This window comes from uncultured Piscinibacter sp. (assembly GCF_937952055.1).
In the GTDB taxonomy this organism is placed as follows: domain Bacteria; phylum Pseudomonadota; class Gammaproteobacteria; order Burkholderiales; family Burkholderiaceae_C; genus Piscinibacter.
In genome coordinates, this window is sequence record NZ_CALFYO010000020.1 from 164,571 (window position 1) to 184,402 (window position 19,832).

Sequence of the window (19,832 nt, forward strand, 5' to 3'; positions counted from 1 at the left end):
CGCAGCCTAGGGGGCTGCCGCATCATCGTCTGTGCGCTGGCGAACCGAGGCCGGCGTCCGGCCAGGCAGGTGCCACAGCGCGACGAACATCGCCGCGATCACCGGCCCGAGCACGAAGCCGTGGATCCCGATCGCGGCCACGCCGCCCAGCGTGGTATCAGCACCACGTCGTCGGGCGGACGGGTGTCCTTGCCCGCCCGCACGGCCCGCAGCAGGTTGTCGACCCGACCGATGACGAGCACGCCGAGCGCCCACAGCGCCAGCCCGCCGAGCAGGCCCTGCAGGCGCCACCACCACGAGGTTGCCCTTGACGGTGGCGCGGATCACGGTGCCGAACTTGTCGAGCAGCTCGCGCTGGCGCGCCGGGGCCAGCAGCATGCTGCGCCGCGCAGGTACTGCGCCGGGTTCCACTCGCCCGATTGCAGCTTCTCGTAGACGCCCGACGCTTCGCGCGCCAGCGAGGCGGTCACGAGGGCGAAGGGCACGACGGCCACCCGCACCACCGCCGGCATCGTCAGCAGCGCGCGGTGCTCCAGGGCGCTGGCCGCCTGCCTGCGGACGCCGCAATCCACGTCGTCGTGATCCTGGGTCATCATGGCCAGCATCGGCAGGCCGTGCCAGCCGCCGTCTGTGCGCTGCCGAACACGGCGAAAGGCCGGATCGCATATACATTTCTGCCATGCCAAAGTGCGGCGACGCACCGCCGACCGCCCGGACCTCTGAAGCCGATCAAGAGACCCCCGCATGCAAGCCCACACCGTGCCGAAGGTCAACCATCTGCTGGCTGCGCTGCCCGCCGCCGACTGGGAGCGCTGGCAGCCCCAACTGGAGTGGGTGAAGATGCCGCTCGGCCAGGTGCTGTACGAGTCGGGTGCCACGCTGTCGCACGCCTACTTCCCCACCACGGCGATCGTCTCGCTGCTGTACGTGCTGGAAAACGGCGCCTCGGCCGAGATCGCCGTGGCCGGCAAAGAGGGCATGGTGGGCATCTCGCTGTTCATGGGCGGCGGCTCCACCCCCAGCCGGGGCGTGGTGCAGAGCGCCGGCGAGGGCTTCCGCATCCGCTCGTCGTTCATCCGCACCGAGTTCGACCGCGCCGGCGCGGTGATGCACCTGCTGCTGCGCTACACGCAGGCGCTGATCACCCAGATGTCGCAGACGGCGGTGTGCAACCGGCACCATTCGCTCGACCAGCAGTTGTGCCGCTGGCTGCTGCTGAGCCTGGACCGGCTGTCCGGCAATGAACTGGTGATGACCCAGGAGCTGATCGCCAACATGCTCGGCGTGCGCCGCGAAGGCGTGACCGAGGCGGCGCTGAAGCTGCAGGCGGCCGGGCTGATCCGCTACGCCCGCGGCCACATCACGGTGATCGACCGCGCCGGCCTCGAGGCGCGCACCTGCGAATGCTACGCGGCCGTGCTCAAGGAATACGCACGCCTGCTGCCGGAACTTCTCGCCGATTGACACCCGCGGGCATCGCCCGCCACGGTACGCAGGCGCACAGACGGCGCGCATCGTTCTCGGCGATGCTGGCTCATGGATCATGCCGTCCTCCCCTTCTCGCACCGAATCGCGCCCTTCGGCGTGGCCCTCACCGCCACGGTGGCGGTGGCCGCGGCGGGGCTGCTGGTCGGCATCGGCGAGGTCGCGCGCGAAGCGGTGCACCAGGGCGAGCTTCGCCGGGCGGCCACGGCCAGGCACTCGCAGGCCACCTGGCGCTGCAACACGCTGCGCAGCATGAAGCAGCGCGACGCCTGCCTGAAGGAGCTCAACGCACCGCCGCCGCAGCAAGTGCCGGTGACCCTGCCGCGGCGCTGAGCGCTCAGGGCGGCGGCACCGAGCCGGCGTAGAACACCTCGCAGGGCGTGCCGGAAAGCGCGTCGCGTCCCTTCTCGAGCAGGCGCAGCACCGGGCCGGCCAGCGAACGCATCAGGTCGGGCTTCTCGACCACCGGCGCCTGGAAGGTCCCACGGATCTTCTGCGTCACCTTGGCGCAGCCCTGCGCATCGACCAGCGCCACCGAGACGTCGTCGAAACGCTCGCCGACGAGATCGAGCCGGCCGTGCAGCGCAAGGCGGTTTGCCTTCGTCGCCATCGCCACGTCGAGTGCCTGCGCCTGGCCGTGCTCGACCTTCCACTCCGAGACCAGCGTGCGGATCTCGCTGCGGCCGCCATTACCTCGAGCAAGGCTGGCGAAGTCGTAGCCCTTGGTGACCAGCAGCCCGGCCGGCCCGGCGAAGAAGACGGCCCCCACGTCGACGAGGCTGAAGGTCTGGCTGGCCTCGAAGCGCTCGAAGGCCGCGTCGAGGTCGGTGCCCACGAAGACGAGGTCGCGCCCGCGCAGCGAGACCTGGCCCGACAAGGCGCGCTCGAGCTGCGCCGCGCTGGCGCCGCTCGTGGCCAGCGTGGCCGAGAAGTCCATGCGCCCGGTGGCCAGGGGTTCGACCGACATCGCGGCGAAGAAGGCCTCGACGGGAAACTGCGCGAGCGTGAAGTCGAACCGGTACGAGGCCACGGCGGCGGAGAAGTCCGCCCGCACGCGCCCGCTGCCCTGGGCGTCGAACAGTCGCGCCGTCAGCGGCCGGATCTCGACGATGGCGTCCTTCGCTTCGGCACGGAACTGCACGTCGAGCAGCGTCAGCGCATCGCGGCGCAGCTGCGCGCAGCCGATCTCGGCATCGAAGGACAGCGCCTTGAGCAGGTCGGCCCGCGTGCCCGCGGCGCGGCGCAGCCTCTGCACCCGGCCGTGGCAGTCGCGCGCCTCGAACCCCAGACCGCCGCGCTGGTCGACGAAGACGATGCGGCCGGCGCTCAGGCTGACCTCGGGCCAGGACTGCGCGGGCGACGGCGTCGCCGGCGGCGCGGGCTCGGCGACGTTGAAGCGGCCCTCGCGATCGCGCTCCAGCGTGAGGACCGGCTGAACCAGCACGAGCGTGTCGACGCGCAGTTCGTCGCCGAGCAGCGACAGCCATTCGACGCCGACGGTCACCCGCTTGACCGTCGCGATCTGCGCGCCCTGGCGGTGCAGGCTCACGTCGGCCAGGGTCAGGCGCAGCGCCGGGAAGACGTCGATGTCCAGCCGATCGGCGCTGCGCAGCTCCAGCCCCAGGGCGCGCGAGGCGATGGCCTCGAGTCGCGATTGGTAGAGCCGGGGATCGACCCACAGAAACAGCGCCGCGGCGATCAGCAGCAGCAGGCCGCCGGCCGCGGCGGCGACCTGCAAGGCGATCCGCACCGGCCGGCTCATGGGGTCTTCGCCCCGGACCTCAGCGGGCCTGCAGCAACAGGCTGCGCTCGCGCACCTCGGGCTGCCGGCCCGCGGCGACCGGCGGCGGCACGGGCAGCCGCGGCAGCAGCCGGTCGTAGTCGCCGCGGATCACGCGGTAGCACTCGCAGCTGCGCCGCTCCAGCCCCGGACGATCGAGCACGTGCATGTGGCCGCGCGAATAGGTGATCAGTCCGGCTGCCTGCAGGTGCCTCGCGGCCTCGGTCACGCTCTCGCGGCGCACGCCCAGCCGCCCGGCCATCAGTTCCTGCGTCATCCGCAGTTCCTCGCCCGGCCATCGATCCAGCGTGAGCAGCATCCAGCGCGTCAGCTGCTGCTCGATGCTGTGGTGGCGGGCGCACACCGCGATCTGCGCCATCTGCGTGATCAGCGCCTGGGTGTATCGAAGCAGCAGATGCATGGCGGAGCCGGCGCGGTCGAACTCCTGCTGCAGATCGGCGGCGCGGATGCGCCAGGCGCGGCCCGCGCTGCGGACTTCCGCGGAACTCGTGGTCGAGCTGCCGCCCAGGAACGCCGACACGCCAACGATGCCCTCGCCACCCACCTGGGCCACTTCGAGCGGCGCGCCGTCGCACGTCACGTACAGCAGCGAGACGATGGCCGAGGTCGGAAAGTACAGGTGCGCACTCGGCAAACCCGCCCTGCTCAACACCTGCCCGGCACGAAGTTCGATCAGCGCCATCTGGGGCTGGCAGCGGGCCCACTCGTCCTCGGTGAAGGCCGCGAGCAGGCGATTGCGTCGCGCGTCGAACGAATCGGTCATCGGGGCCCTTCTGTCGCGGGCACGGCCCGCAAGCGCCCGCTTGTACCCCCCGATCCGGATGCACGATTGCGCTATCGCAATGCTCGGCGCCGCCGTTGGTGCGCTGGCGCACATAGTGAATCCGGCCGGGCGTGCTGCAATGGCACGTCGAGGCGATGAGAAGGTGACACCCATGAGCTATCGATTCCATTCCAAGGCCGCCGGTGACGTGCTGATGCTCGAACCCGAGGGAGACGCCGTGCTGACGGCGATGGGCATCGTCCCGGCCAAGAGGGGCATCATCGAACCGGCCGCGATGGCCGCCGCGCTGCGGGCCATCGAGGGCGCGATCGAGCGGTCCGAGGCCAGCCCGACCGCCGCGGGCGCCGAAGCGGACGACGAGGGCGAGCGCTATGTCTCGCTGCGCCAGCGCGCCTGGCCGCTGATGGAGATGATGAAGCGGTCGCTCGCGGCGAACGTGCCGATCGTCTGGGGGGTGTGAGCGTCCCGTGCAAGGCGAGGCTGCACACGGGCCATCCCGGAACGGTTCGCCAGCGCACAGACTGGCGAACGCCGGCGACACAGACTGGCTGCCCGCCCTGGTCGCGAACCGGGGCCATTCACCGCCGAGGCACCATCATGACCATCGCACGCATCACCGAGATCAGCAGCGTCAGCACCAAGAGCTTCCAGGACGCCATCGAGCAGGGCGTGGCGCGCGCCCACAAGACACTGAAGAACGTCATGGGCGCCTGGGTGAAGGACCAGGAGGTCAGCGTCGACCAGGGCAAGGTGACGGGCTACAAGGTGATCCTCAAGGTGACCTTCGTCCTCAACGACTGAGCGCCGGCGCGATCGGCCCGCCGCTGCGGCGGGGCCGCATACTTCGCGCATGACCGACCCGACGCCCAGCGGAACCCGCGCCACCGAACCGCGAACACGCATCGTCGGCATCGGGGCCTCCGCCGGCGGGCTGGAGCCGCTGGAGCAGTTCCTCGCCCAGGTGCCGCCGGGCAGCGGCCTGGCCTACGTCGTCGTGCAGCACATGGACCCGCACCACAAGGCGATGCTGAGCGAGCTGCTGCAGCGCGCCACGGCCATGCCGGTGCACGAAGTCACCGAGTCGATGCGTGCGCAGGCCGATCGTGTCTACGTGATCCCGCCGAACGCCGAGATCACGGTGGCCGGCGGCGTCTTCCATCTGGCCGAGCCTTCCCAGCCGCGCGGCCAGCGGCTGCCGATCGACGTCCTGTTCAGCTCGCTGGCGCGCGACCAGGGCGAGCGCGCCATTGGCGTGGTGCTGTCGGGCATGGGCTCGGACGGCACCCAGGGGCTGCAGGCGATCCAGTCGCTCGGCGGGCTGACGCTGGCGCAATCGCCCGAGTCGGCGCAGTTCGACTCGATGCCGCGCAGTGCGATCGCCGCCGGCTGCGCGGACATCGTCGCCCCGCCCGGCGAGATGCCCGGGCGCATCCTCGCCGTCCTCGGGCAGCACGCGCCGTCCGAGCTGGCGGCGGCCGCCGCGTCGGCGCACGGCCAGGACGCGCTGGGCACCATCCTCGCCCTGCTGTACGAGCACACCCGTCACGATCTGGCCGCGTACAAGCCGAGCAGCCTGGTGCGCCGCATCGGCCGCCGCATGGCGGTGCACGGCCTCGAGACGCTGGACGCCTACGCCGCCTTCCTGCGCGAGAACGCCCACGAGCTCGATCTGCTGTTCAAGGAAGTGCTGATCGGCGTGACCGCCTTCTTCCGCGACCCCGAGGTCTGGCGGGAACTGCAGGACGAAGTCCTGCCCGCGCTGCTGGCCGGCCATGCCGGCGACGCAGGCCCGCTGCGCGCCTGGGTGGTGGGCTGCTCGACGGGCGAGGAAGCCTACTCGCTGGCGATGATCTTCACCGAAGTGGTCGAGGCATCGCCGGCCCACCGCGGCCGGCAGCTGCAGGTGTTCGCCACCGACCTGAGCGCCGATGCGATTGCGGTGGCGCGCTCCGGCCACTACCCCGCGTCGATCGCCAGCAACGTGCCGCCCGCGCGCCTGGCGCGGTTCTTCGCCGAACAGGCAGGCGGCTACCAGATCGACAAGCGCATCCGCGAGATGGTGTTGTTCGCGCAGCACGACGTGATCCTCGATCCGCCGTTCACGCGGCTGGACGTCCTCTCCTGCCGCAATCTGCTGATCTACTTCGGCGCGGCCCTGCAGCAGCGGCTGATGCCGCTGTTCCACTACAGCCTGCGGCCCGGCGGCGTGCTGCTGCTCGGCGCTTCGGAGACGGTGGGGCGCTCGCAGGCACTGTTCCGGCCGGCCCACCCGAAGTCGCGGCTATATTGGCGCAACGACCATGGCATGGCCTTCGGATCGGTGTACTTCCCCACGCCGCGCCGGCCCGCGTCGCGGCTGGCCACGCAGGAGACTTCTCTGCCCCACCTGAACGCCCCCCCGGCCAACCTGCAGGCGCTGGCCGACCAGTGGCTGCTGCAGAGCGCTACACCAGCGGCGGTGATGGTCAATGCTGCCGGCGACATCGTCTACATCAACGGCCGCACGGGCCGCTACCTGGAGCCGGCGGCCGGCAAGGCGAACTGGAACATCCACGTGATGGCCCAGCCGGGCATCCGCGCACAGCTGGCGGTGGCGCTGCGCAGCGCCTTCCAGGACGGCGCGACGGTCGAGCTGCGCGGCCTGCGGCTGGACGACGCGTCGCCCGGCAGCGTGGACATCACCGTGCAGGCCATCGCGCAGCCCCGGGCGCTGCAGGGCATGGCGATGATCGTCTTCCGTGACGTCGCCGCCACGCCGAGCCCGCGCGGGCGCAAGCACCGCACGGCCGGCGCCGTGGACCCCTCCCTGGCCGAGGAGCTGGCGCGTGCCCGCGAAGAGATCAGCGCGCTGCGCCAGGAGATGCATGCCTCGCAGGAGGCGCTGCAGGCCGCCAACGAGGAGCTGCAGTCGACCAACGAGGAGCTGCAGTCGGCCAACGAGGAGCTGACCACCTCCAAGGAGGAGGCGCAGTCGATGAACGAGGAGCTGCAGACCATCAACGGCGAGCTGCAGTCCAAGCTCGACGATCTCTCGCTGGCGCAGAGCGACATGCAGAACCTGCTGAACAGCACCGACATCGCCACGTTGTTCCTCGACAACGAGCTGAACGTGCGCCGCTTCACCGAGCAGATCTCGCGCGTGGTGCACCTGCGCGAGGGCGACATCGGCCGGCCGCTGAGCGAGCTGGCCACCACGCTGATCTATCCGGAGCTGCACGCCGACGTCCGGGAGACGCTGCGCACGCTGGCGTTCAGCCAGAAGGAAATCCCTACCACCGACGGACACTGGTTCTCGGTGCGCATCATGCCGTACCGCACCCTGGCCAACGTGATCCAGGGAGCCGTGATCACCTTCGTCGACATCACCGTCGCCAAGCAGCTCGAGTCGCGCCTGCGCGAGGCGTAGAGTCGGCGCAAACAGCAACGCGAGACACCATGGCAAACCATCCGATTCCTCACGAACGCCTGGCGGACCTGCGCCGCCGGGCTTCGACGCGCCTGACCGGCGCGCCCGCCGGAGCGCAGCCCTATGCGGCGTCGGACGCCCTGGCCGTGCTGCACGACCTGGCGTCTTCGCCGGACACCGCGGCCGACGCGCTCGCGCTGCTGCACGAGCTCCAGGTTCACCAGGTCGAGCTGGAGCTGCAGGCCGAGGAGCTGCGCGAATCGCGGGCCGAACTCGAGTCGATGCTGCAGCGGCAGATCCAGCTCTACGACCATCTGCCCGTCGGCTGCTTCACCATCGATCGGCAGCTGGTCGTGCACGAGCTCAATCTGCGCGGCGCCGCGCTGCTGGGCGTGCCGCGCGAGGAAGCCTATGGGCTGCGGCTCGACGCCTTTCTGTCGAGCCAGGGCGCCCAGCGGCTGCGCGCGATGCTGGACGGCACCGACTCCGCGATCCTGGAACTGGCGCCGCGGCAGGGTCGCGCCTGTCAGTTGCGTGCCGAGCTCGGCGCCGATCCGGCGGCAGACCGCTTCTTCCTGACGCTGTCGGGCGCCCAGTAGCCGCACCTCCGCGCGAACGGCCGCCGAAGTGCTGTCGACCGACGCATGAGCGCGCCGACATCGACACCGAGGCTCGATCGCCAGCTCTACAAGCGCTTCCTCCAGGTTGCCGGCGGCTTCTGGCGCTCCGAGGAGCGCGGCCGCGCGCGCCTTGCTCGTGGCGCTGGTGGCGCTGCTGCTCGCCCAGACGACCGCGAGCGCGCTGATGAACCAGGAGGCGGGCGAGATCACCTCGGCACTGGCGGCGGCCGATGCGCCGCGCTTCTGGGCCTCGATCCAGCGCTTCGTCGCCGTGCTGGTGGTCGCGGTGCCGCTGTAGGCCTTCTGCTACCACGTCCGCGACAACCTCGGGCTGCTGTGGCGCCGCTGGATGACCCACCACCTGCTCGAACGCTACCTCGGCGACCGGGCGTTCTACCGGCTCAACTCGGTGGCCGGCATCGACAACCCGGACCAGCGCATCTCGGAAGACATCAACGCCTTCACGCAGCAGTCGCTGTGCTTCCTGATGGTGGTGCTCGGCGCGCTGATCGAGCTGATCGCGTTCACCGGCGTGCTGTGGGCGATCGCCCGCGGGCTGCTCTCGCGGCCGCGCTACGTGATGCTCGACGAGGCCACCAGCGCGCTCGATGCGGCCAACGAGGAATCGGTCTGCCAGCAGCTCGTCGAGATCGCCACCACGCCGGTCAGCGTGAGCCACCGCGCCTCGCTGGTCCGCTACCACCGCCACGTGCTCGAGCTGCCCGGCGAGGGCCAGTGGTCGCTGCATCTGGCCGAGGGCTATCGATTCAGCTGAACCCGCCGGCGCAGCGCCGGCCGCCGTCAAGCTGCCGGTGCGTCTTCGCGCTTGGCGGGCTGGTCGCTCGCCGCCGGACTCGATGCGTCTGCCAGCGGCCCCGCGGCCGCACCGACCATCATGCCGCCGCCGGTCAGCACCGAGTTGGCCTCGCGCTCGGCTTCCCCGGGCTCCATCGGCATCTGGGCCGCGGGGTCCGGGTCCTGCGACGGAATGCCATGCCCGGGACGGGCTTGCCCGGCCAGGTCCTGATCGATTCGGACGGTCTTCGGAGTCGGAATTGCGGACATGATCATGTGCCCTCGTGCAGCCCATGCTTGCCCGGCGCGGGCGCCGCGTCTGTACTTCAACGCACAGAACCACGACGCGCGTTGCGCCATGCTGGCATGGGGTGGCCGGCGCTGGCGCGGCGGGACGGCTTCGGGCCGTGCCGCTCGAACGTGAACCGGCCACCCCGACCTTGTCGTCCAACCTGCGGGGTGCTGCCCATGAAGCTCTGTCCGATCGCCATCGCCGTCACGTGCCGGCGCTGCCCCATCGTCAAGGTCTGCCCGGTGAAGCGGGTCATCGGTGACTACGTCGACGCCCCTGCGGCCAGGCCCAGCAGCGGCCGGGCGAAGAAACCAAAGTGACCCGGCGCGGAATGCCGTGACGCGACCGGCTCGCGCGGCGTCAGCCCTTGGCGCTTCTGGTGGTCGGAGCCCTGGGCATGGCGATCGGCGGGCAGGTCGCGCACGACGACCGGAACCTCCTGCAGACCGGCACGAATTGCTGCGCGCAGGGGCTGGGCGCCGAAGTGGACCTCGTGCCGGCCATCGCTGTCTGCAGGGTGCACAACGAGCGGCTGCAGGACGCCGCGCTGCTGGATGTCCTCGACAAGCTCGTCAATCGACTCCTCGCGGAACCCGGTGCGCGGGTTGTGCGCGTCCTCGTAGAGCAGCGACACGGCGAGGAGCAACGGCCTTCCGTCGTTGCCGCTGGGCATGGCTGCAGCGGTTGAGTTCGCCGCTGCATCGGGGCTCGAGACGTCGGCATGCGTCGCGGCCGCTGCCGGTTGATGGGACGCTGATGCCCCCCGGCTCAGCGTCGAGCAGGTCGAGCTGAACCTCTCTGGACTTGCTCCACGGCAGGCGGATGAACGCATCGTGCCGCGGCCTTTCAAGACGGGGAAGTACCCGTCAAGCGTTGCGCTGATGCACGTCGTCGTCCCGCATGCACTCAAATGCACCTGGGATGTCCCTGCAAGTCCAGCCATCGTCACGGGTGGTTTCAACATTCTTTGACTCGCCCCTGCTGAAGCGTGACGCACCGTCCTGACCGGTCACTCGAACCTGCGCGCCATGCGACTTGGGCCTATGCATGCGCGCTCCCTGACGCGAATGCCGTCGGCAGCGGTGAACTGCGACTTCCCGGCGCGCAGCCGGCTGGCTCGCGTCGTTCAATGCATGAGCGTGACGACCAGCACCAAGGCACCCAGACCAAGGTTGACCGACACCCAGGTTCGGATCTGCACCAGGGCCGCCCCACCGGCGGACCACTCGGACGCGGCCACGGCCCGGCCGAGCCCGTTGAACAGCGCGAAGCGGATGTGCATGAAGATCGCCACCATGGCCACACCCAGCACGGCCATCACGGTCCACGCGAGCGGCATCTCGAAGCTGCCGCCTGACTGCACCACCTGTTTGGCCACGCGGCCCAGCATCCAGACGCCGCTGGAAAGTGTGAGCAACGATGTCACCAGCACGGCCTTGAAGAAGCGGCCCAGCACGTCGTGCATCAGGCGCAGCCGCACTGGTGGGTCGAGCTGAGCGACGGCTGGCCGCAGGAAGAGGTGCGCGAACACCATGCCGCCGATCCAGACGACGACGGACAGCACATGGACTGTCTTGAGGATTGCATCGATCATGGGTTCATTCCATTCGTACTCAGACCCAGCTCGCGATCCAGTCGCTGCCCCACGCTCCGGCGGCCAGCAGCAGGCCGATGGTGGCCGCCATCGCCAGCGCCGACATCAGAAGCCCCAGGACAAGCACAACACCGTCGCGGAACACCAACCCCAGCCCGACGAGCATCAGCGCCAGTGCCGGCAACACGTTGCCGAAAGGAACGGGCAAGACGACGAGAAGCGCCATGGCCCCTACCGCCGGGGTGATGAGCGAGCGCCGCCCGACGACTGCCAGGTGGCCAAGACGGGCCCGGGCGAGGCGACCGGCCAGCGCATAGGCTGACGCCAGCATCGACAGCACCCGCTGCGCCCATTGTCGCGGAAGCTCCAGCTCCGCCACTCGTTGCGGCAGGCACGGCTCGGCCTGGCCGTTCCACATGGCCACGGCCAGGGCCGCCATGCCCAGACCCAGCACCGTGCCGACGCCGGGCACGGGCAACAGACAGGGCGCGGCCAGCAGCAGAAGCAGCGTGCCGTGGGCCTGTGGCCCATGGGCCTGCACCAGGGCCTGCATCGTCACCCGGTCCTCCTGCAGCGCTGCCGCTGCCTCGCGTAGGCGCTGCGAGATCGGGGGCGTCATGTCGGCTCGGTGACCGCGGGCTGGCCGCGCGTCTTCCACAGCGACACCAGCACACCGCCGGCGATCAGGCCGAAGGTGACGCTCAGCGAGATCACCGCGGGGATCTTGCCGATGATGCCGACCAGAAAGATCTTGCTGCCGATGAACACCAGCACCAGCGCCAGGGCGTACTTCAGGTACTTGAAGCGGTGGATCATCGCGGCCAGCGCGAAGTACAGCGCCCGCAGGCCCAGGATGGCGAAGATGTTGCTCGTGTAGACGATGAAGGGGTCGGTGGTGATCGCGAAGATGGCCGGCACGGAATCGACCGCGAAGATCAGGTCGACGAACTCCACCAGCACCAGCGCCAGGAACAGCGGTGTCGCGAAGCGCTCCAGTTTGCCGGTCTTGGAATCGGTCTCGCGCACCCAGAAGGCGTTGCCGCGCAGGCCCTCGGTCACGCGCATGTGCCGCTTCAGGAACTTCAGCAGCGGGTTGTTCGCGATGTCCGGCACATGGTCGGCAATGATCCACATCTTGATGCCGGTGAAGATCAGGAACGCGCCGAACAGGTACAGCACCCAGCTGAACTGGCTGACCAGCGTGGCACCCAGCGCGATCATGATCGCGCGCAGCACGATCACGCCGAGGATGCCCCAGAACAGCACCCGGTGCTGGTACTGCCGCGGGATGGCGAAGAAGGTGAAGATCAGCGCGATGACGAAGACGTTGTCCATCGACAGCGACTTCTCGATCATGAAGCCGGTGTAGTAGTCCATGCCGCTCTGCGCGCCCAGGTACCACCACACCCAGGCACCGAAGATCAGCGCCACGCTGATGTAGCCCCCCGACAGCAGCAAGCTCTCGCGCACGCCGATCTCGTGGTCGTCCTTGTGCAGCACGCCCAGGTCGAAGGCCAGCAGCGCGACGACGATGCCGACGAATGCCAGCCAGACCCAGGCCGGCTTGCCCATGAAGTCGGAGGTGAGGAACGGAATCAGGAAGTCCATGGTGCGGCTTCAGACGACGGTGCTGACGACGGTGCCCACACCCAGCAGCCCGCTGAACACACCGAGGAGTGCAACGTCGCGCTTCTCATTGCCCAGGCGCCAGGCGTGGAAGGTGACGCCTGCCAGGGTGGCGAAGAGCGGCGTGCTGGTCTCCATGGTGGTGCTTCGGGTCTGTTCGAGTTGATGTTGGATCGATGAGCGTGGTACCGCGCGATCAGCCGGTCGCCAGCGAAGGGCCGGCGCCTGGGCCGGAACCACCGCTGCCGCGGCGGCGCCACATCGCGATAAGCAGGTGAAGGGCGGCACCCAAGAGCAACAGGAGCACGCCACCCATGGCCCAGACCACCCAGGTCGCCACGGTGAGCCCGCCGGCCAGGGCGGGCGCGGCCTGCAGCAGGCTGTCGACCAGCGGCCCCAGCCCCGCCACCATCTGCGTCATGGCCTGCAACAGTTCGGCCGGCACCCAGGGTGCCAGCCAATCCGGCAAGGCGATGCTGCCGACGCCTGAGGCGGCTCCGGTGAGCGCCCCCGCGTTGGAGACGGTCCAGACCGCCACGGCATGCAGCGCCCAGGCGGCCAGGGACCACAGTGCGAGCAGCGAAACGACGGCAAACCAGCTGAGGGCGTAGAACATGATGCAAGGACGGTCGAATGATCGGATGCCTGAAATGTGGGGACGGTTCGCATTCGAACAAACCAGAGCCGAACGCACCTATAGTTCGGTTTTCCCGAACCGGAGAACGTATGCTGAACTACCGACACCTGCACTACTTCTGGGTCGTCACCAAGGAAGGCGGCTTCGCCCGGGCCGCCGAGCGGCTGGACATGGCCGTGCAGACCATCAGCGCGCAGGTGCGGGAACTGGAGAAGGCGCTGGGCCATCAGCTGCTCAAACCCGCGGGCCGCGGCGTGGCCCTCACAGAGGCCGGCCAGGCCGCCTTCGCGCGGGCCGAGGAGATCTTCCAGCTCGGCCAGGTGATCCCCGAGGAGGTGCGGGAAGCGGCCAGCGGCCAGGTAGCACGCCTGGCAGTCGGCTTCTCGGACGGCATCTCCAAGCTGGCGGCGCACGCCCTGCTGGAGCCGGTGCTCGGCACCCCGCACCTGCGCCTTGTCTGCCATGAGGGCGAGTTCGAGCAGTTGCTGAGCGAGCTGGCGCTGCATCACCTTGACGTGGTGCTCGCGGGTCAGGCGGCGCCGCGCAACCCCAATCTGCGCCTGTCGAGCGAGCGCCTGGTCGATGCGCCGGTCGAGTGGTACGGGCCGGCACGCCTGATCGGCAAGCTGGAGCGCGAACGGTTTCCCAAGAGCCTGACCGACCTGCCTGTGCTGCTGCCCACCGGCCACTCGGCGCTGCGCACGACGCTGGAGCACTGGTTCGAGACGCAGGGCCTGCGGCCCCGCATCGTCGGCGAGTTCGAGGACAGCGCACTGCTGGCCGTCTTCGCCGCCCGCGGGCTGGGGGTGTTTCCGGTCAGCCGGCTGGGGGCCGACGACATCGGCCTGATGCGCGGGTTGCGACTGCTGGGCAGCAGCGAGGGCGTGAAGGAGGAGATCCACGCCATCCGGTCGCGGCGCGGCCAGCACCATCCGCTGGTGCAGAAGCTGATGGCCGCTGCGGCAGCCCGCACCGACGCCTGAGAGCGCGCCGGGCAGCCCGCCAGGTCAGGCCGGCTGCAGCACCTTCGCAGCCGGTTCGGTCCGGTGCATGCCGCCGATGCCGTGCCAGTGCTGGCGTGCGACCGCCACGACCAGGGCTTCGGCATAGGCCAGATGCCGGTCGGCCTCGGCCGCCGCGCCCGCCAGGTGCAGCACCTTGGCCTGTAAGGCGGGAGCATCCACCTCGGCCACCAGCGAGGCCAGGGTGTCCTCGTCCACGATGCACATCATCGAGCCGCGGCCGTAGGCACCCATCAGCAGGTCCTCGCACAGGGTGTGCACGACCTGCGCGAACGAGCCCGGCTTCAGCCCGAGCTCATGCTCGACCTGGAGATGCTGCAGGGCTTCGATCTCGGAACGGCAGACATGGCCGTCGGAGATCAGCACGAGCGCCACGATGCGCGCGGCGGCTTCGGGACTGTTGCGGGGGTAGCTGCGCATGGACGGATTCCTTTTCGATGAGCGATGGTTCGGATGACAGGGCGAGTGGCGTCAGAAGCCTCGGTGGCGATGTCGCTGAATGGCGTCCTGCCGCCTGCTGTCGACCTGGATCGGAATCGGCACAAGCGCCGGCGCCGGCCGAGGCACCCAGGTCCTCATCGACGCCTGCAGCGATCGCACGACCTGGCCCAGACGATCGCGCAATGGGGAAATGAACGTCGGCAGCATCTTCATGGTGTTTGGTGTGGAGAGAGTGAACATGCATCGAATGTGGGCCACGGCGGGGTTCGAAGGAAGCGCAGTTTTCAATCTCCCAACTCAGGAAAAGCCGAACCGCCTCAACGGTACAGTCCGGCCGGCGAAGACCCCGTCCGTCCGTTCCGCCGTCGTCGGGTCGGTTCCCTTGGGGACCGACCCGTGGACGCCGGCGCCTGCCACCACGCGACCACGACGAGGAGGCTGCGGAAGTTCCTGGCATCTCCGCTCGCGCGCTGGGAGGCCCCTGCGCACGCGGCATCAAGTGCCTGCCAGGGTGCCGGCGCTCAGTCGTGGACTGCCACCCGCGCCGGCCTGACCTCGCTCACCGTGGTGCGAACGAAGGCGCCAGCGTCTGCGGCAAAGTCCCATTGCTCGATCTGGCAACTGCCCGGTATCGAGTCCCGGCCCCAGCGCAGCAGATTCACCGAGTTGGGCACGCCCGGGCGCACGCGGGTCGAGACGGCGGTCCCGGCCTGCACTGCCCACATCGGCCGCACCAGGCCCTTCAGCGCCATGACGTACGGCAGGTGGATGTGGCCGCCCATGACGAGGTCGGCGCCGGCCGCGGCCCAGCGCGACAGCGCGGCGTGATGTCCGTGAAGACGGTTGGGCAGGTCCTCGTCGCGTGTCACGGCGATCGGCTGGTGCACCACCACCACCCGCAGTTGCGTCGTTGCGCCGCCTTCGAGGAGTCCGGCCACGCGCTCGATCTGCGGCGGCGAGATCTGCCCGTCCTTGTGGCGCCACGCTCGCGTGGTGTTCACGCCCACCACCAGGAGCTCCGGCGAGCGGTGCACCGGTTCGAGCTCGCTACCGAAGGCGGCGCTGTAGCGCGCATAGGGGCGCCGCAGGCGCGTCCACAGGTCGATCAGCGGAATGTCGTGGTTGCCCGGCACGGCCAGCAACGGCGCGCCCAGCCGGTCGGCGAAGGCGCGTGCGGCGCGGAACTGCGCCGGTCGGGCACGCTGCGTGATGTCGCCCGACAGCACGACCAGATCGGGCCGCTGCTGGCGGGCCAGGGCGGCCAGCGCGTCGACGACGATCGCCTGCTCGGTGCCGAAGTGCGGGTCGGAAACCTGGAGCAGGACCGTCATCCGGTGGCCTCCCCGCGCCGCCGCGCCAGCAGGTACAGCGGCTTCGCAAGCACGCGGAAGTCCAGCGGCGCGTGCAGCATCGTCACCTCGCCGTCGAAGGCCACCTTCACCCCGCGCCGCCCCTGCGGCAGCGTCGGCTTGACCACCATGTGCTGGAACTCGAACCGTTCCACGCCAGCGGCCTCGCCCAGCCGGCCCATCGCGCCGTGCAGCATCAGCCCGATCATGGATAGCGTACCTATGGGCCGCAACATCAGGGCAGCCACGCTGCCGTCGCCTGGCGTGCCGTCGATGGTGTCCTCCGGCTCGGCGCCGAGCTGCTGCAGTTGCAGCCGGTTGTTGCCTACGAAGAGCGTCAAGGTCTGCACGTCGCGCACCGTGCCGCCCATCTCGATGTGCACGCGCAACCGGCGCTGTGCGCGCAGCAGCGTCGCGCACCCCGCCAGGAACGCCACCCAGCGGCTGCGCCCGAAGCGCGCCTTGTATGCTTCGCGGTCCTCCAGCAGGTCCGGGTAGAGCCCGAGGCTGGCATTGACGAGGAACACCCGGTCGTTGACGCCGGCCACCTGCACCGGCACGGGCGTCGACCGCAGCAGCAGGTGCACGGCCTCGGTCGGGTCGACGGGAATGCCGTGGGTGCGGGCGAAGTAGTTGAAGGTGCCTTGCGGCACCACGCCCATGGCACAGCCTGTGGCATGGGCCGCCTGGGCCACGGCATTGAGCGTGCCGTCGCCCCCGACCGCCACCACGGCGGTGTGGGTTGACATGGCCCGTTGCGCCGATTCCTGCGCCACGCGGCTCAGGCTTTCGGGACGGCAGAAGTGCAACTCGCCACGCCGCCCCTGCGCATGCAGTGCCCGCTCGATGACAGCGCACCGGGTGCCCGCATCGCTGCTGCCCGCGGCTGCATTGATCACGAACTGGATCGGTGCCTCAGCGTCGAACTCGGGACTGGGGGCCATGGTCGTCGGGGTTGGTCGATCGGGTCGGGCGCGGAGCGGGGCGAACGGTGTGCGCCCTGCGAAGTTTGCCGTCGAGGCTGTGGATTCCGTTCAGGTTTTTTCGAAGCTAGGCGATGGGAAGTTCTGCTTTGGCCGTTCGCGTGCGACCCACAGATTGCATCCGTTGCCAAGCGAAGAAGGCCACGACATGCAAAGCCATCTCGAAGAACTGCTTGCGCGCATCCGCGCCCTTCAGTATGAGGTCGAAGAAGAGTACCGCCAGCAGCGCAGCATCTGGGAAGCCAGGCGCCGGGAACTGGCCGGTGATCTGTCGCGCCAGCAGAGGCGCTACAAGATCGGACTGTTCCGCTTCCTGCGACGGTCCAGCGCGCTTGCGATCCTCACCTCGCCGGTGATCTACCTGGGCTGGATCCCCTTCCTGCTGATGGACCTGTTCGTCACGATCTACCAGACGATCTGCTTCCCGGTCTACCGCATCCCCAAGGTGCGGCGCTCGGACTACCTGGTGTTCGACCGCGAAGACCTGCCGTACCTGAACGCGATCGAGAAGTTCAACTGCTTCTACTGCTCGTACGGCAACGGCGTGGCTGCCTACACCCGTGAGGTGGCGGCCCGGACCGAGCAATACTGGTGCCCGATCAAGCACGCGCGTCGGATCCGCGATGCCCATGGTCGATACCCGAAGTTCTTCGACCACGGCGATGCGGAGGCCTTCCGCCAGGGGCTGGCACGGCTGCGTCGGCAGTACGAGGAGGGCGACTCGGAGCATGAAGCTCGACACTGACGCCCGTGCAACTGCAGCAGGAAGAGTGTCGACTTGGTCTGCCGCCGAACACTTCGGGGAGAACCTCAGGCGGCGCGCAACGGGATCACGTTCGTGCCCGCGGCAAGCGCCTCGATGCGATCTGCCAAGTACTGCAGCGCCCTCTTCCGATCGGCCGCCAGTTCCATGTGGCTGTGGGCCGCCACGGTAGCGTTCTTCTCGCTGTGGCCCAGCAGCAGCTCGACCACATCGCGCCCGAACCCATGCTCGCGCAGCAGCGTTGCCGCCGTGCCGCGCGTCCCGTGTGGGCTGCAGTCGGGCACGCCAAAGTCGATGCGCTTGAAGAAGTGGTTCAGCGTCACATCGCCCATCGGCACGCTGCCGCGGAAGATCGACGGGAAGACGTACTCGCCGTGCCCCGCGAGCTCGTGCATCTGGCGCAGGATCTCGACGGCCTGGCGCGACAGAAACACGCGATGTGGCTTGCCCATCTTCATGCGCTCGGCGGGGATGTCCCACTGCGCGGCGTCGAGGTCGAACTCGGGCCATTTCGAGCGCAGCAGTTCGCTCTTGCGGGTCATCGTCAACAACAGCAGTTTGGTCGCCGCGATCGTCGTGGTGTGCGCGCCCTGCTCGTCGAGCTTGCGCCAGAAGGCCGCCAGGTCTTCGCGCCCGACGGCATGACTTCCAGCACCAGGCCGCCGCCATCGGGCAGGTCGTAGCGCTTGTCCTTCGCCTTCGCGCTGTCGATCGTCGCGGGCTTCAGGACGTAGTTGATGTGTCGCATGAGGGCTGCCCCAGATGGGGCCACGGCCGCCCCCTGTGGCCCCGTCCCGTTGCGATGTCAAGAAACAGCCAGGGACGCCAGAAGACAAAAACCCCAGTCGAATCAACGATCTGGGGTTTCGCGTGGGACCATCCGGGACGTCCGGAGACGCCCCGGGACGCCGTCACATGTGCTCGATCATCACCTGCCCGAAGCCTGAGCACGACACCTGCGTCGCACCGTCCATCAGGCGCGCGAAATCGTACGTCACCTTCTTCGACGCGATCGCCTTCTCCATCGAACTGATGATGAGATCGGCTGCCTCGGTCCACCCCATGTGGCGCAGCATCATCTCGGCCGACAGGATTTCCGAGCCCGGGTTGACGTAGTCCTTGCCGGCGTACTTGGGCGCGGTGCCGTGCGTCGCCTCGAAGCAGGCCACGGAATCGGACAGGTTCGCCCCCGGCGCGATGCCGATGCCACCGACCTGCGCCGCGAGTGCGTCGGAGATGTAGTCGCCGTTGAGGTTCAGCGTGGCGATCACCGAGTACTCCGCCGGACGCAGCAGGATCTGCTGCAGGAAGGCGTCGGCGATCGAGTCCTTGACGATGATGTCCTTGCCCGTCTTCGGGTTCTTGAACTTGCACCACGGGCCGCCGTCGATCAGTTCGGCTCCGAACTCCGTGCGGGCCAGGGCATAGGCCCAGTCGCGGAAGCCACCCTCGGTGAACTTCATGATGTTGCCCTTGTGCACGATCGTCACGCTGGGCTTGTCGTTGTCGATGGCGTACTGGATCGCCTTGCGCACCAGGCGCTCGGTGCCTTCGCGAGAGACCGGCTTGATGCCGATGCCCGAGGTGTCCGGGAAGCGGATTTTCTTCACGCCCATCTCGTCGATGAGGAACTTGATGAGCTTCTTCGCCTTGTCCGACTCGGCCTCGTACTCGATGCCGGCGTAGATGTCCTCCGAGTTCTCGCGGAAGATCACCATGTTGGTCTTCTCCGGCTCCTTCACCGGCGAAGGCACCCCCTTGAAGTACTGCACGGGGCGCAGGCAGACGTAGAGGTCGAGTTCCTGGCGCAGCGCGACGTTCAGCGAGCGGATGCCGCCACCCACCGGCGTGGTCAGCGGCCCCTTGATCGACACCACGTACTCACGCAGCACCTCCAGCGACTCGGCCGGCAGCCACACGTCGGGCCCATACACCTTGGTGGCCTTCTCGCCGGCGTAGATCTCCATCCAGTGGATCTTCTTCTTGCCGCCATAGGCCTTGGCCACGGCCGCGTCGACCACCTTGATCATCACGGGCGTGATGTCGAAGCCGGTGCCGTCGCCCTCGATGTACGGAATGATCGGGTTCGCCGGAACGTTCAGCGAGAAGTCGGCGTTGACGGTGATCTTCTGCCCGCCTTCGGGCACCTTGATGTGTTGGTACATGGAGAAGTCGCTCCGCGCTGGGCTGGGGGTCGTATCGGAAGGCGGAATTCTATTCCACGGTGTCTGTCA

At 68.8% G+C, this 19,832-nt stretch carries 24 protein-coding genes and 3 pseudogenes; 9 read left to right on the plus strand and 18 right to left on the minus strand.

Annotated features, from left to right (window positions below; genetic code table 11):
* Window positions 1-6 precede the first annotated feature (6 nt).
* Both Q0599_RS11620 and Q0599_RS11625 read right to left on the minus strand, forming a co-directional pair.
* Window positions 7-357: pseudogene (locus tag Q0599_RS11620) on the minus strand (AI-2E family transporter); the annotation flags it as partial.
* Complete coding sequence (locus tag Q0599_RS11625) at window positions 324-605, minus strand: hypothetical protein (RefSeq protein WP_298829605.1); 282 nt, start codon at window positions 603-605, stop codon at window positions 324-326. The gene Q0599_RS11625 and the pseudogene Q0599_RS11620, both read right to left, overlap by 34 nt.
* 139 nt (window positions 606-744) lie before the next feature.
* Between Q0599_RS11625 and Q0599_RS11630 the strand changes: the two genes are divergently transcribed.
* Both Q0599_RS11630 and Q0599_RS11635 read left to right on the plus strand, forming a co-directional pair.
* Window positions 745-1,464 carry a Crp/Fnr family transcriptional regulator gene (locus Q0599_RS11630; protein ID WP_298829607.1) on the plus strand — a complete coding sequence of 240 codons (720 nt, stop codon included), beginning with the start codon at window positions 745-747 and terminating at the stop codon, window positions 1,462-1,464.
* A 72-nt stretch (window positions 1,465-1,536) separates the two neighbouring features.
* On the plus strand, window positions 1,537-1,818 hold the full coding sequence (locus Q0599_RS11635) for a hypothetical protein (protein WP_298829608.1): 282 nt from the start codon (window positions 1,537-1,539) through the stop codon (window positions 1,816-1,818).
* A gap of 4 nt (window positions 1,819-1,822) precedes the next feature.
* On the opposite strand, the gene Q0599_RS11640 is transcribed toward Q0599_RS11635, so the two are convergent.
* Both Q0599_RS11640 and Q0599_RS11645 read right to left on the minus strand, forming a co-directional pair.
* The gene (locus tag Q0599_RS11640; protein ID WP_298829610.1) at window positions 1,823-3,247 is read right to left on the minus strand and encodes an AsmA family protein; all 1,425 of its coding nucleotides are present in this window, start codon (window positions 3,245-3,247) and stop codon (window positions 1,823-1,825) included.
* Window positions 3,248-3,266: 19 nt separating this feature from the next.
* Window positions 3,267-4,049 carry a Crp/Fnr family transcriptional regulator gene (locus tag Q0599_RS11645; RefSeq protein ID WP_298829613.1) on the minus strand — a complete coding sequence of 261 codons (783 nt, stop codon included), beginning with the start codon at window positions 4,047-4,049 and terminating at the stop codon, window positions 3,267-3,269.
* A gap of 172 nt (window positions 4,050-4,221) precedes the next feature.
* Here Q0599_RS11645 and Q0599_RS11650 point away from each other — a divergent pair, with 172 nt between their 5' ends.
* The 5 genes and pseudogenes from Q0599_RS11650 (at window position 4,222) to Q0599_RS11670 (ending at window position 8,871) form a co-directional block, all read left to right on the plus strand.
* The gene (locus Q0599_RS11650; protein ID WP_298829615.1) at window positions 4,222-4,530 is read left to right on the plus strand and encodes a DUF1840 domain-containing protein; all 309 of its coding nucleotides are present in this window, start codon (window positions 4,222-4,224) and stop codon (window positions 4,528-4,530) included.
* A 137-nt stretch (window positions 4,531-4,667) separates the two neighbouring features.
* Window positions 4,668-4,871, plus strand: a complete 204-nt coding sequence (locus tag Q0599_RS11655) for a dodecin family protein (protein WP_298829617.1) — start codon at window positions 4,668-4,670, stop codon at window positions 4,869-4,871.
* Between the two features lie 49 nt (window positions 4,872-4,920).
* A complete protein-coding gene (locus tag Q0599_RS11660) occupies window positions 4,921-7,476 on the plus strand; it encodes a chemotaxis protein CheB (RefSeq protein WP_298829620.1) in 2,556 nt (851 codons plus the stop codon).
* Between the two features lie 29 nt (window positions 7,477-7,505).
* On the plus strand, window positions 7,506-8,075 hold the full coding sequence (locus tag Q0599_RS11665) for a PAS domain-containing protein (RefSeq protein WP_298829622.1): 570 nt from the start codon (window positions 7,506-7,508) through the stop codon (window positions 8,073-8,075).
* Window positions 8,076-8,241: 166 nt separating this feature from the next.
* Window positions 8,242-8,871, plus strand: a pseudogene (locus Q0599_RS11670) (SbmA/BacA-like family transporter).
* A 98-nt stretch (window positions 8,872-8,969) separates the two neighbouring features.
* Here Q0599_RS11670 and Q0599_RS11675 read toward each other — a convergent pair.
* The 8 genes and pseudogenes from Q0599_RS11675 to Q0599_RS11710 all read right to left on the minus strand — a co-directional run.
* Window positions 8,970-9,167 (minus strand): annotated as a pseudogene (locus tag Q0599_RS11675) (hypothetical protein); the annotation flags it as partial.
* 50 nt (window positions 9,168-9,217) lie between these two features.
* Window positions 9,218-9,439 (minus strand): hypothetical protein, encoded by a 222-nt coding sequence (locus Q0599_RS11680; protein WP_298829624.1) that lies wholly within the window; start codon window positions 9,437-9,439, stop codon window positions 9,218-9,220.
* Between the two features lie 6 nt (window positions 9,440-9,445).
* Window positions 9,446-9,856, minus strand: a complete 411-nt coding sequence (locus tag Q0599_RS11685) for a ParB/RepB/Spo0J family partition protein (protein ID WP_298829626.1) — start codon at window positions 9,854-9,856, stop codon at window positions 9,446-9,448.
* A 453-nt stretch (window positions 9,857-10,309) separates the two neighbouring features.
* Window positions 10,310-10,777, minus strand: a complete 468-nt coding sequence (locus Q0599_RS11690; protein WP_298829628.1) for a CopD family protein — start codon at window positions 10,775-10,777, stop codon at window positions 10,310-10,312.
* 19 nt (window positions 10,778-10,796) lie between these two features.
* Entirely contained in the window at window positions 10,797-11,396 is a 600-nt protein-coding gene (locus Q0599_RS11695; RefSeq protein ID WP_298829630.1) for an exopolysaccharide biosynthesis protein, read from the minus strand.
* Entirely contained in the window at window positions 11,393-12,385 is a 993-nt protein-coding gene (locus tag Q0599_RS11700) for a TerC family protein (RefSeq protein WP_298829632.1), read from the minus strand. The genes Q0599_RS11695 and Q0599_RS11700 overlap by 4 nt, the downstream gene beginning before the upstream one ends.
* Before the next feature lie 9 nt (window positions 12,386-12,394).
* Window positions 12,395-12,541: a hypothetical protein gene (locus tag Q0599_RS11705; RefSeq protein WP_298829634.1), complete on the minus strand. Its 147-nt coding sequence runs from the start codon at window positions 12,539-12,541 to the stop codon at window positions 12,395-12,397.
* A gap of 58 nt (window positions 12,542-12,599) precedes the next feature.
* Entirely contained in the window at window positions 12,600-13,019 is a 420-nt protein-coding gene (locus Q0599_RS11710; protein ID WP_298829636.1) for a hypothetical protein, read from the minus strand.
* Window positions 13,020-13,129: 110 nt separating this feature from the next.
* On the opposite strand from Q0599_RS11710, the gene Q0599_RS11715 reads away from it, so the two are divergent.
* Complete coding sequence (locus tag Q0599_RS11715) at window positions 13,130-14,023, plus strand: LysR family transcriptional regulator (protein WP_298829637.1); 894 nt, start codon at window positions 13,130-13,132, stop codon at window positions 14,021-14,023.
* Window positions 14,024-14,047: 24 nt separating this feature from the next.
* Here Q0599_RS11715 and Q0599_RS11720 read toward each other — a convergent pair whose 3' ends face one another.
* The 4 genes from Q0599_RS11720 to Q0599_RS11735 all read right to left on the minus strand — a co-directional run bounded on the left by Q0599_RS11720 (window position 14,048) and on the right by Q0599_RS11735 (window position 16,796).
* The gene (locus Q0599_RS11720) at window positions 14,048-14,482 is read right to left on the minus strand and encodes a TerB family tellurite resistance protein (protein WP_298829639.1); all 435 of its coding nucleotides are present in this window, start codon (window positions 14,480-14,482) and stop codon (window positions 14,048-14,050) included.
* Window positions 14,483-14,533: 51 nt separating this feature from the next.
* The gene (locus tag Q0599_RS11725; RefSeq protein ID WP_298829641.1) at window positions 14,534-14,716 is read right to left on the minus strand and encodes a hypothetical protein; all 183 of its coding nucleotides are present in this window, start codon (window positions 14,714-14,716) and stop codon (window positions 14,534-14,536) included.
* A 308-nt stretch (window positions 14,717-15,024) separates the two neighbouring features.
* Window positions 15,025-15,834, minus strand: a complete 810-nt coding sequence (locus Q0599_RS11730) for a metallophosphoesterase (protein WP_298829643.1) — start codon at window positions 15,832-15,834, stop codon at window positions 15,025-15,027.
* A complete protein-coding gene (locus tag Q0599_RS11735) occupies window positions 15,831-16,796 on the minus strand; it encodes a diacylglycerol kinase family protein (protein WP_298829645.1) in 966 nt (321 codons plus the stop codon). Before Q0599_RS11735 ends, Q0599_RS11730 begins: the two co-directional genes overlap by 4 nt.
* 187 nt (window positions 16,797-16,983) lie before the next feature.
* Between Q0599_RS11735 and Q0599_RS11740 the strand changes: the two genes are divergently transcribed.
* Window positions 16,984-17,580, plus strand: coding sequence for a hypothetical protein (locus Q0599_RS11740; protein ID WP_298829647.1), 597 nt, complete (start codon window positions 16,984-16,986; stop codon window positions 17,578-17,580).
* Window positions 17,581-17,645: 65 nt separating this feature from the next.
* Here the strand turns inward: Q0599_RS11740 and Q0599_RS11745 are convergent, their stop codons facing one another.
* Both Q0599_RS11745 and icd read right to left on the minus strand, forming a co-directional pair.
* Window positions 17,646-18,452 carry a tyrosine-type recombinase/integrase gene (locus Q0599_RS11745; protein ID WP_367180935.1) on the minus strand — a complete coding sequence of 269 codons (807 nt, stop codon included), beginning with the start codon at window positions 18,450-18,452 and terminating at the stop codon, window positions 17,646-17,648.
* A 57-nt stretch (window positions 18,453-18,509) separates the two neighbouring features.
* Complete coding sequence (gene icd, locus Q0599_RS11750) at window positions 18,510-19,763, minus strand: NADP-dependent isocitrate dehydrogenase (RefSeq protein WP_298829649.1); 1,254 nt, start codon at window positions 19,761-19,763, stop codon at window positions 18,510-18,512.
* Between the last annotated feature and the right edge of the window lie 69 nt (window positions 19,764-19,832).